The following is a 10547-nucleotide window of genomic DNA, read 5'->3' as shown; positions in this document are numbered from 1 at the left end:
ACGGATCCGAGCCGAGCCAAATCAAATCCGTGAATGCCGTAGCCCCGCAGGCGGGGAGAGGTGAGGTCCGGATTCGCTCGAGACGTGATGGATGCGCCCTCCCGCCTCACCGCAGATCGAGGGCAGGCGGCGGCATGTCGGGCATCTGGATGCGGAACTCGACGTCGGCGGGTGCGATTTTCGGCGCGTCCTTGTAGTGCATCACCATCTGCGGGAAGAGGATCACCAGCGCCACGCCGATGATCTGGATGATCACGAACGGCACCGCGCCCCAATAAATCTGCGCCGTGGTCACCGGCTGCATGATCTTGCCCGTCAGGCGGTCCGGATACGGCTCCTTCGGCGACACCGAGCGCAGATAGAACAGCGCGAAGCCGAACGGCGGGTGCATGAACGAGGTCTGCATGTTCACCGCCAGAATTACGCCGAACCAGATCAGGTCGATGCCGAGCTTGTCGGCCACCGGCGCGAGCAGCGGAATGATGATGAAGGACAGCTCGAAGAAGTCGAGGAAGAACGCCAGCACGAAGACCAGGATGTTGACGACGATCAGGAAGCCGACCTCGCCGCCGGGCAGCGAGGTGAGCAGATGCTCGACCCAGCGGTGGCCGTCGACGCCGTAGAAGGTGAGGGAAAACACCCGCGCGCCGATCAGGATGAACACCACGAAGGCCGACAGCTTGGCGGTCGACTGCGCCGCCTGGCGGACGAGGTCGAGCGACAGCCGCCGCTTGACCAGCGCCAGCGCCAGCGCGCCGACCGCGCCCATCGCGCCGCCCTCGGTCGGCGTGGCGAGGCCGATGAAGATGGTGCCGAGCACGAGGAAGATGAGAAACAGCGGCGGCACCATCACGAAGGTGACTTGCTGGGCGATGACGGAGAGGAACCGGACGCCGAACAGCGCGTCGATCACCCGGTTCACCACCGCCACCGCGAACGCGAACAGGATCGCGAAGAACAGCGACAGCACCACGTAATCCGCGCCGTGGGCGTCCGAGCCGCGCATCACGGCCCAGGCGAAGACGCCGCTCGCCACCGCGAGGATCGCGAGCGATGTCATGCCGCGCCGGCCGCTCGGCTCGCGAAATCCGACCGCCTCGGGCGGCAGGCCGGGCGCGGCGTCCGGCTTGGCGATCGCCACCAGGAAGACGTAGCCGGCATAGAGTGCGGTGAGCATCAGGCCGGGCAGGAAGGCCGCCTCGTACATGTCGCCGACCGAGCGGCCGAGCTGGTCGGCCATGATGATCAGCACCAGCGACGGCGGGATGATTTGCGCCAGCGTGCCGGAGGCGGCGATCACGCCGGTGGCGACCCTTCGGTCGTAGCCGTAGCGCAGCATGATCGGCAGCGAGATCAGCCCCATCGAGATGACGGAAGCGGCCACCACGCCGGTGGTGGCGGCGAGCAGCGCGCCGACGAAGATCACCGCGAGCGCGAGGCCGCCGCGTACCGTGCCGAACAGCTGGCCGATGGTGTCGAGCAAGTCCTCGGCCATGCCGGAGCGTTCGAGAATCAGCCCCATGAAGGTGAAGAACGGGATCGCCAGTAGCGTCTCGTTGTTCATCACGCCGAAGACGCGCTCGGGCATCGCCAGCAGGAAGTCCGGGCGAAACAGGCCGAGCTCGATACCGATCAGGCCGAACATCAGGCCGTTGGCGGCGAGCGCGAAAGCGACCGGATAGCCGAGCAGAAGAAAGACCACCAGCGACGCGAACATGATCGGCGCCATGTTGGCGATGAAGAACTCGATCATGATGCGCGGCTCCGGGCGCGGCGAGAGACCTCCTCGGGCGTCGGCCGGCCGGCCATGAACTCTTCCGCGTCGGCGGCGAACGACGAGGCGGCGTGGCCGGCCTTGCCGTCGTGCGGATCGGGGAGTCTTCCGAGCACGACGGCGATGCGCTTGATCAGCTCGGAGATCGCCTGCACCAGCAGCACCGCGAAGCCGGCGAACACCAGGAATTTCGCGGGCCACTGCGGCAGCCCGCCGGCATTGAACGACTGCTCGCCGAGCCCGAGAAAGAGCCGCCACCAGTCGGCGAGGTTGGGGAGCCAGGCGGAGACCGGTGCCTCGAATACCGCCGGAAACGCCGAGAAGGCGCCGGCGAAGTCCGCGCGGCTCGGCGCCGAGGCGAGGAAGAACGGCCAGCTCGTCACCAGCATCAGCACGCACAGCGGGATCAGAAACAGCGTGTGGCCGACCAGCTCGATGGTGTTGCGCAGCCAGCGGGGGAAATGGGCGTTCACGATGTCGATGCGGATGTGCTCGTTGGCGAGCAGCGTCCACGGCGAGCACAGAAGAAACACCGCGCCGAACAGCACCCATTGCAGCTCGAGCCAGGCATTGGCGGAGACGCCGAAGAACTTTCTCACGAGGGCGTTGACGGCGGATATCAGCACCGCCACCACGATCAGCCAGCTCAGGCTCTTGCCGAGCCGGGCGTTCACCGCGTCGATGGCGCGGCTCACTGCGATCAGCGCGTTCACCCGTCCTCGCCCTCGCGGCTGTCCGGTTCCCGGGCGGGCGCCGGCGCGTTTCCTCGTGCGCCACGGGCCTCGGGTCCGGTTGTGCCGGGCCTCGTGTCGGTGCTCTGGCGCGAGGGCAGGATAACCCGCCGGGCGGCAGGGGCGTCAATCGATAGTTTGGATGAAGGGGGAGTGGCGAGTAGGGAATGGCGAGTGGCGAGTGGCGAGTGGATGGCGCCGGTCTTTCTATTCGCTATTCGCTATTCGCCGGGCGGCCCGCCGCCCGCAGCGCTCATCCCCCCGTCACGCTCATGTGCCGCGACAGAGCGGGGCGGTTCCTGCGGTCGATGACGAAGTCGTGGCCCTTCGGCTTCCGGGCGATCGCCGCCTCGATGGTGTCGTGCAGCACGTCGTCGGCTTCCGAGGCGCGCACCGCCGCGCGCAGATCGGCGGCGTCCTCCTGGCCGAGGCACATGAACAGCGTGCCGGTGCAGGTGAGCCGCACCCGGTTGCACGATTCACAGAAATTGTGGGTGAGCGGCGTGATGAAGCCGAGCCGTCCGCCGGTCTCCGCCACCCGCACGTAGCGGGCCGGGCCGCCGGTGCGGTAGTCGATCTCCTGCAGTGTGAAGCGATCCTCGAGCCGGGCGCGGACGGTCGAGAGTGGTAGATACTGGTCGAGCCGCATGCCGTCGATCTCGCCGAGCGGCATCACCTCGATCAGCGTCAGATCCATGCCCTCGCCGTGTGCCCAGCGCACCAGGCGGACAATCTCGTCCTCGTTCACGCCCTTCAGCGCGACGGTGTTGATCTTCACCACGATCCCCGCGCGCTGCGCCGCCGCGATGCCCTCCTTCACGCGGGTGAGCTCACCCCACCGGGTGATGGTGCGGAAGCGGTCGGGGTCGAGCGTGTCGAGCGAGACGTTGATGCGGCGCACCCCGCAATCGGCGAGCGCGGCGGCGTGTCTGGCGAGCTGCGAGCCGTTGGTGGTGAGGGTCAGCTCGTCCAAGGTGCCGGTCGCGAGATGCCGCGAGAGCGAGCGGAAAAGCCCCATGATGCCGCGTCGCACCATCGGCTCGCCGCCGGTGACGCGCAGCTTGCGCACGCCGCGCGCGACGAAGGCCGAGCACACGCGGTCGAGCTCTTCGAGGCTGAGGATGTCGGCCTTCGGCAGGAACGTCATGTGCTCCGACATGCAGTAGACGCAGCGGAAATCGCAGCGGTCGGTGACCGAGATCCGCAGATAGCTGATGGCACGTCCGAACGGATCGACCAGCGGCGCGGCCACTCGTGGCGCGGCCACTCGTGCCGTCGGCCGGTGCGAGCACACCGGCTGCAAGAAGGACTCCGCTTCCGCCTCGGGAGGGCGAGGCTCGAACGCCGGGCTCTCGAAGTCCATGGGGGTCTCCTCGGACGTTTTTTCGGTTGGGACAGGGCGCTGTGCCGGCGCCGCCGCCCGTGCAGGCTTCGAACCCTGAACGATATAATGCTTGACTTTGCTCCCGAGGAGATCGGTTTTTGCCGTGCCCGGGCGCCCGTACGGCATGCCGCAGGGCATGTCCCGGTTCCCCGGAGGCCGCCGATGACCGAGCAATCCGCACCCGCGAACCCCGCCACCGCTCCGAAAGTGTGGCCGACCGAGCTGCGGTTGCGCAAGGACCGCTCGGTGCTGGCGGTGGCCTTCGACAATGGCGAATCCTACGAGCTGCCGGCCGAGATTCTTCGCGTGCGCAGCCCGAGTGCGGAAGTCCAGGGCCACTCGCCGGCAGAGCGCAAGCTGATCTCCGGCAAGCGCGACGTGACGATCCTCGAGGTCCAGCCGGTCGGCAATTACGCGGTCCGGCTGGTGTTCGACGATATGCACGACAGCGGCATCTTCGGCTGGGGCTATCTTTTGGACTGCGGCCGCGACCTCGCCCGCTGGCAGGCCGACTACGAGGCCGAGCTTTCGGCCGCCGGGCTTTCGCGCGACCCGCCGAAGCGCCGGTAGTTTTGCACCTTCGCGGTGCCGCGCCGATGCCTCGGGGGCTGGGGCGATGGCGCCCGGGTGCCGCGCCGGCCTCTCTTCACCTCTCCCCGCCAGCGGGGAGAGGTCGGAGCCCGAGCGCTAGCGAGGGCTCCGGGTGAGGGGGGCGCATCCGCTTCGTCCAAACCGCCCCGCGGCCCGACCCTCTCGCCGCTCCTTCGAGGAGAGGGTGGGCAGGCGCCGAGGCACGGCGCCGGCGCCGGGGGAGCCCGCAGCCTATCTCAGCACCACCACCTTGGCGCCGACCCGCACCCGCTCGTAAAGGTCGATCACGTCGTCGTTGGTCATCCGGAAGCAGCCGGACGACACCGCCTGGCCGATCGTCTCCGGCTCGTTCGAGCCGTGGATGCGGTAGAGCGACGAGCCGAGATAGAGCGCGCGGGCGCCGAGCGGGTTGTCGATGCCGCCCTTCATCATCGCCGGCAGGCCGGGCTGGCGGCGACGCATCTGGGCGGGCGGCGTCCAGGTCGGCCACTCCTTCTTGGCGGAGACCGCGGTGACGCCGGCCCAGCGGAAGCCGTCGCGGCCGACGCCGATGCCGTAGCGGATCGCCTGGCCCGGTGCGGTGACGAGATAGAGCCGCCGCTCGCCGGTGTTGACGATGATGGTGCCGGGCGCATAGGCGCCGTCGAACGACACGGTGGTGCGCGGGATGCGCGAATAGCCGGGTGAAAAATGCGTGCCGTAGCTGCTCTGGGCGCCGTAGATTCCGTTCACGAAGCGGCCTTCGGGATCGAAGTTCTCCGCCGTCGCGACCGTCGCCGTGCCGACCACCAGCGCGAGCGCCGCCATGATCGCCCCCGTCTCGATCACACCCGTCTTCCGCATCGATTTCCTCCTCGAGACCGCGTTTCTCCGAACCACTGCAGCGCCGTGCGTCCGGCAGAGCGGACGCCGTCACGATGGCCCGACCGCGCAAGGGTGCGCGGCGGGAGGCGACGAGAACAAGGCGACGACGCCCCGAAAGTGCCTGCGAACCGCCTTTTTCGACGAGTGTGACGGCCTCGCCACAGGCGACGGGCGATCGTTGCCGAAAGCCCGGTACCGCAGCACCCCAAAATCCCGCGCGAGCGGCCGAACGTGATGGAACCGTTAAAGAATTTGCCCGATCCTGGGGTCGGAGGCGGATCGGCGGCCGGTTTTGCGAAGCAGTCGACCGCAGTGTAGTGTGACGACAATTCACAGAATCTCGCGCCGGGGTCGAAACCGGGCACGAGAGGGGACGGCGAGCCCACGGCACGCCGGGGGGAGTGGGGACAGTGAGCGAACAGAAGCGTTTCGGCGCGGCGAAGATCGCCGCCTCGGTGGCCGGGCTGGCGCTCGGCACCGTGCTGTCGGCGGGCGTGGCGGGTGCGGCCGATCTCGGTGCCTACCCCGGCAATTACGGCGCCTACAAGGCCCCGGTCGCAGCGCCGGCCTGGGTCGTCACCCTCGGCGTCGAGGGGATGGTCGAGCCGGAGTTTTTGGGCTCGGACGACTTCACCGTGCGGCCGGCGCCGATCTTCAGCTTCCGCCGGGCCGGGACGCCGGAGAAGTTCCGGTCTCCGAACGACAATATCAGCTTCGCGGTGATCGACCTCGGCGGCTTCGAGCTCGGCCCGGTCGGCAAGCTGGTCTCCTCGCGCAAGGAATCGGACTCGCACGCGCTGTACGGCCTCGGTGACGTCGGCTGGACGGTCGAGCTCGGCGGCTACGTGCAGTATTGGTGGACCCCCTGGCTGCGCACCCGCGCCGAGGTGCGCCAGGGCATCGGCGGCCACAGCGGCGTGGTCGCGGACATCACCGGCGACGTCGTGGTGCCGGTCACCCCGCAGCTCACCTTGTCGGGCGGCCCGCGCGTGCAGCTCGCCACCGCCAAGGCGAACGATCCCTATTTCAGCATCGATCCGTGGCACTCCTTCATCTCCGGCCTGCCGACTTACGACGCCGGCGGCGGGGTGCGCTCGGTCGGCGCCGGCGCGCAGGCGCGCTACTTCTGGACGCCCACCTTCGCGACCCACGTCTATGTCGAGTACGCGCATTTGATGGACGACGTGGCCGATTCGCCGCTCGTCACCTATCGCGGCTCGGAGGATCAGATCACGGTCGGCGTCGGCTTCACCCAGGCCTTCACCATCCAGCAGTTCTGGTGAGAGCGGCCGGGCCGGCGGGTTCTTCCCACCGGCAGCTCCGGCTCACGGATATCAACGGGACGCACCCCGCCGGGCGGGGTGTCGTCGTTTTCGGGGGAGCGGTCGCGAGAGCCGGGACGGCCGTGCGCGACGCGGGGCGATGCGGATCATCAGGACCACCGGCCTTCTCGGGCTGACGATCGGGCTCGCTCTGCTGATCGGGCTCACCGTGTGGTCCGGGCTCGAGCCGGTGCGGGCGGCGATCGCCGGCATCGGCATCGGCGTTCTCCTGGTCGTGCTGGTGCGCGCCGGCACCGCCAGCATCGCCGCGGTCGGCTGGTGGGTGCTGTTTCCGCCGAAAGAGCGCCCGCGGCTGACCACCTGCCTGTCGCTGCGCTTCGTGCGCGAGGGCGCCAACGCGCTGCTGCCGCTCGGCCAGGTCGGCGGCGATTTGATCGGCGCGCGTCTTCTCACCTTTTGCGGCGTGCCGGGACCGCTCGCGACCGCGAGCGTGATCGTCGACGTGCTGGTGCTCGCGGTCACGCAAGCCTTGTTCGCGCTGACCGGCCTCGTCGTGCTGGTCGCGCTCGGGGTCGACCCGACGCTCGCCTGGATCGCCGGCGGTGGCCTTCTGCTCGCCATGCCGATGCTGGTCGGCTTCTGGCTCGCGCAGCGCCGCGGCGGCCGGGCGGTGGTGGTCGGCCTGCTCGGGCGCTTCCGGGGCGCCTGGGCAAAGACGCTCGCGGAAAAGGCCGAGCGGCTGTTCGTCGATCTCTCGGCGCTGCATGCGAGCCGCTCCCGCATGGGGGCGAGCGTCGCGCTGCATTATCTCGACTGGCTGACCGGCATCGGCGAGGTTTTCGTCGCGTTCTACTTCATGGGGCACCCGGTGAGCCTCGCCGAGGCTTTGGTGATCGAGAGCTTGATGCACGCGATTCGCGGGGCGGCGTTCGCCATTCCCGGCGCGCTCGGCGCGCAGGAGGCGGGGCTCGTCGCGCTGTGCGCGGTGTTCGGCATCCCGCCCGACCAGGCGATCGCGCTGTCGCTGGTCAAGCGCGTCGCCGATCTCGCCACCGGCGTGCCGGGCCTGGCGATCTGGCAGTGGATGGAGGGCCGTCGCTGGCGCGGCCGCCGCACCGCCGCCGCGCCGGGTTCCGCATCCGATGCCCCGGCGGCCGGGGTCGTCGCCGCGGCGCCGCCGGGGCACGCCGCGCCATGATCGACGCGCTGATGGCGGTGATGCTGCTCCTGGCGCTCGCCGGATGTGCGTATCTCGTCGTCGCGACGCTCGCCGCCGGGCAGTGGCTGGGCCGGCCGGTGCCGGTGCTGCCGAAGGACCCGCCCTCGGTGACGGTGCTCAAACCCCTGTGCGGTGCCGATCCCGGGCTTTACGAAAACCTCGCCTCGGTGTGCCGGCAGGATTATCCGGCGCCGCTCCAGGTGGTGTGCGGGGTCGCCGCCACCCGCGATCCGGCGATTGCGGTGGTCGAGCGGCTCGTGGCCGAGCACCCGGAATGGCCGCTCGAGCTGGTCGTCGACCCGGTGGTGCACGGGGCGAACCTGAAGATCTCCAACCTGATCAACATGGCGCCGGCGATCCGCCACGACGTGATCGTGCTGTCCGACAGCGACATCCGCTTGCGCCCCGGCGACATCGCGCAAGTGGTGGCGGCGCTGTCGCGGCCGAATGTCGGTGCGGTCACCTGCCTCTATACCGGGGAGGGCGCGACCGGCGTGTGGTCCGATCTCGCCGGCCTCGGCATCACCGCGCACTTCCTGCCGAACGCGATCGTCGGGCTTCTGCTCGGGCGGGCGCGGCCGTGCTTCGGCTCGCTGATCGCGCTGCGCCGCGAGACGCTGGCGGCGCTCGGCGGCTTCGAGCGCTTCTCCGACACGCTGGCCGACGACTACGCGCTCGGCGCCGCGGTGCGCGCGCAAGGCTTGCTCGTCGAGGTGGCGCCACCGGTGGTGGCGCATCGCTGCGACGAGGATTCGCTCCAGGCCCTGTGGCACCACGAGGTGCGCTGGGCCCGCACGGTGATGAGCCTCGACCCGCTCGGGCACATCGGGCTGCTCGTCACCCATCCGCTGCCGCTCGCGCTTCTCGGCGCGCTCTATGGCGGCGGCCGGCCGGCCTTCGGCCTCGCCTTTGCCGCGATCGCGTGCCGTGTAGGGCTCGTGGTGCGGCTCGGCCGGCTGGTCGGCGTGCGCACGTCGAGCGCGGTGCTGGTGCCGCTGCGCGATCTGTTGACCTTCGCGGTGTTCGTGGGAAGCTTTCTCGGCCGCGGAGTGAGCTGGAAGGAACGGCGATACCGCATGCAGGCGGACGGCGCCTTCACCGAAACCGACACCCGAGGGCGATTGGACCTATGATGCGAACTCTCCTGATGCAGGGCCCCTCCTACGACGGCTGGGACGGGGGCGCCGGCGCCCGCTATCAATCGAAGCGCGAGATCCGCTCGTTCTGGTATCCGACCTGGCTCGCCCAGCCGGCCGCCCTGATCGACGGCGCCAAGCTGATCGACGCGCCGCCCCACAAGCTCGGGCTCGACGACGTGCTGCCGGAGGCGAGCAAGCGCGACCTCGTGGTGCTGCACACCTCGACGCCCTCCTTCTCCTCCGACATCCGCACCGCGGAAGCCTTCAAGGCGGCCAACCCGAAGCTGATCGTCGGCCTGGTCGGCGCCAAGGCGATGGTCGATGCGCGCGGCTGCCTCGCCGCCTCGAACGCCGTCGACTTCGCCGCCAGCAACGAGTTCGACTTCACGCTGAAGGAGATCGCCGAGGGCCGCCCGCTCGCCGAGGTGAAGGGCATTTCCTGGCGCGACCGCAACGGCTCAATCGTCGACAACGAGCACCGTGCGCTGCTCGAGGACATGGACGCGCTGCCGTTCGTGAGCCCGGTCTATCAGCGCGATCTGGTGATCGAGAACTACTTCTCCGGCTATCTGCGCCACCCCTATCTGTCGTTCTACACGGGCCGGGGTTGCAAGTCGCACTGCACCTTCTGCCTGTGGCCGCAGACGATCGGCGGGCACCGCTATCGCGTCCGCAGCGTCGGCCACGTGATGGACGAGCTGCGCTGGGCGGTGAAGGCGTTCCCGCAGGTGAAGGAGTTCTTCTTCGACGACGACACCTTGACCGACAACACCGCGCGGGTGGAGGAGCTCGCCCGCGAGATCGGCAAGCTCGGCATCATGTGGTCGTGCAACGCCAAGGGCAACGTGCCGCGCGAGACGCTGAAGGTGATGCGCGACAACGGCTTGCGGCTGGTGGTGGTTGGCTACGAGTCCGGCAATCAGCAGATCCTGCACAACATCAAGAAGGGCATGCGGATCGACGTGGTGAGGAAGTTCACCAAGGACTGCCACGACCTCGGCATCCAGATCCACGGTACCTTCGTCCTCGGCCTGCCGGGCGAGACCAAGGAGACGATCGAGGAGACGATCCGCTTCGCCACCGAGATCAATCCGCACACGATTCAGGTGTCGCTCGCCGCACCCTATCCCGGCACGTTCCTCTACGATCAGGCGCTCAAGAACGGCTGGCTGCTCGACGAGAACATGGACCTCGTGTCCGAGCACGGCGTGCAGGCGGCGGCGATGAGCTATCCGCATCTCTCGCACACCGAGATGTTCAACTCGGTCGAGGATTTCTATCGCCGCTTCTATCTGCGGGCGCCGAAGATCGCCTCCATCGTGTCGGAGATGATCACCAGCCCGCAGATGATGAAGCGCCGGCTGCGCGAGGGCGTGGAGTTCTTCCGCTTCCTGCGCGAGCGCAAGGAAGCGCAGGCGTGCTGATCGCCTCGTCGATCTGATCGGTCGGCGGCGTCTTCACCTCTCCCCGCGTGCGGGGAGAGGTCGGAGTCCGAGCGGATGCGAGGACTCCGGGTGAGGGGCTTCTCCTCCATTCCCGGCGTTTGTTCTGGGCGACGAGCG

General features: G+C 68.9%; 9 protein-coding genes. 5 read left to right on the top strand and 4 right to left on the bottom strand.

What is annotated here, in order from left to right; genetic code table 11:
* Positions 1-106: 106 nt before the first annotated feature.
* The 3 genes from A33M_RS21205 to moaA all read right to left on the bottom strand — a co-directional run bounded on the left by A33M_RS21205 (position 107) and on the right by moaA (position 3868).
* Complete coding sequence (locus tag A33M_RS21205; protein WP_008391807.1) at positions 107-1753, bottom strand: TRAP transporter large permease; 1647 nt, start codon at positions 1751-1753, stop codon at positions 107-109.
* Complete coding sequence (locus tag A33M_RS21200; protein ID WP_008391806.1) at positions 1750-2487, bottom strand: TRAP transporter small permease subunit; 738 nt, start codon at positions 2485-2487, stop codon at positions 1750-1752. The genes A33M_RS21205 and A33M_RS21200 overlap by 4 nt, the downstream gene beginning before the upstream one ends.
* 271 nt (positions 2488-2758) lie before the next feature.
* On the bottom strand, positions 2759-3868 hold the full coding sequence (gene moaA / locus A33M_RS21195; RefSeq protein ID WP_008391805.1) for a GTP 3',8-cyclase MoaA: 1110 nt from the start codon (positions 3866-3868) through the stop codon (positions 2759-2761).
* Between the two features lie 183 nt (positions 3869-4051).
* Between moaA and A33M_RS21190 the strand changes: the two genes are divergently transcribed.
* Complete coding sequence (locus tag A33M_RS21190; protein ID WP_008391803.1) at positions 4052-4459, top strand: gamma-butyrobetaine hydroxylase-like domain-containing protein; 408 nt, start codon at positions 4052-4054, stop codon at positions 4457-4459.
* Between the two features lie 252 nt (positions 4460-4711).
* On the opposite strand, the gene A33M_RS21180 is transcribed toward A33M_RS21190, so the two are convergent.
* Positions 4712-5323, bottom strand: a complete 612-nt coding sequence (locus A33M_RS21180; RefSeq protein ID WP_008391800.1) for a L,D-transpeptidase — start codon at positions 5321-5323, stop codon at positions 4712-4714.
* Between the two features lie 431 nt (positions 5324-5754).
* Here A33M_RS21180 and A33M_RS21175 point away from each other — a divergent pair, with 431 nt between their 5' ends.
* The 4 genes from A33M_RS21175 to hpnJ all read left to right on the top strand — a co-directional run bounded on the left by A33M_RS21175 (position 5755) and on the right by hpnJ (position 10409).
* A complete protein-coding gene (locus A33M_RS21175) occupies positions 5755-6627 on the top strand; it encodes a MipA/OmpV family protein (RefSeq protein ID WP_008391798.1) in 873 nt (290 codons plus the stop codon).
* A gap of 139 nt (positions 6628-6766) precedes the next feature.
* Positions 6767-7825 carry a lysylphosphatidylglycerol synthase domain-containing protein gene (locus A33M_RS21170; protein ID WP_008391797.1) on the top strand — a complete coding sequence of 353 codons (1059 nt, stop codon included), beginning with the start codon at positions 6767-6769 and terminating at the stop codon, positions 7823-7825.
* Positions 7822-8979 (top strand): bacteriohopanetetrol glucosamine biosynthesis glycosyltransferase HpnI, encoded by a 1158-nt coding sequence (hpnI, locus tag A33M_RS21165; protein ID WP_008391795.1) that lies wholly within the window; start codon positions 7822-7824, stop codon positions 8977-8979. The genes A33M_RS21170 and hpnI overlap by 4 nt, the downstream gene beginning before the upstream one ends.
* Positions 8976-10409 carry a hopanoid biosynthesis associated radical SAM protein HpnJ gene (gene hpnJ, locus A33M_RS21160; protein WP_008391793.1) on the top strand — a complete coding sequence of 478 codons (1434 nt, stop codon included), beginning with the start codon at positions 8976-8978 and terminating at the stop codon, positions 10407-10409. Before hpnI ends, hpnJ begins: the two co-directional genes overlap by 4 nt.
* The last annotated feature ends 138 nt before the right edge of the window (positions 10410-10547 follow it).

Source organism: Rhodovulum sp. PH10, assembly GCF_000293785.1.
GTDB lineage: Bacteria > Pseudomonadota > Alphaproteobacteria > Rhizobiales > Xanthobacteraceae > Rhodoplanes.
Note: the sequence above shows the minus strand (reverse complement) of the source record. Positions and strands in the feature narration are given on the sequence as shown.

Bases quoted from the DNA above. Each gene is read 5' to 3' on its own strand.
- A33M_RS21205 (WP_008391807.1), bottom strand. From the start codon at position 1,753: ATGATCGAGTTCTTCATCGCCAACATGGCGCCGATCATGTTCGCGTCG.
- moaA (WP_008391805.1), bottom strand. From the start codon at position 3,868: ATGGACTTCGAGAGCCCGGCGTTCGAGCCTCGCCCTCCCGAGGCGGAA.
- A33M_RS21190 (WP_008391803.1), top strand. From the start codon at position 4,052: ATGACCGAGCAATCCGCACCCGCGAACCCCGCCACCGCTCCGAAAGTG.
- A33M_RS21180 (WP_008391800.1), bottom strand. From the start codon at position 5,323: ATGCGGAAGACGGGTGTGATCGAGACGGGGGCGATCATGGCGGCGCTC.
- A33M_RS21170 (WP_008391797.1), top strand. From the start codon at position 6,767: ATGCGGATCATCAGGACCACCGGCCTTCTCGGGCTGACGATCGGGCTC.
- hpnI (WP_008391795.1), top strand. From the start codon at position 7,822: ATGATCGACGCGCTGATGGCGGTGATGCTGCTCCTGGCGCTCGCCGGA.
- hpnJ (WP_008391793.1), top strand. From the start codon at position 8,976: ATGATGCGAACTCTCCTGATGCAGGGCCCCTCCTACGACGGCTGGGAC.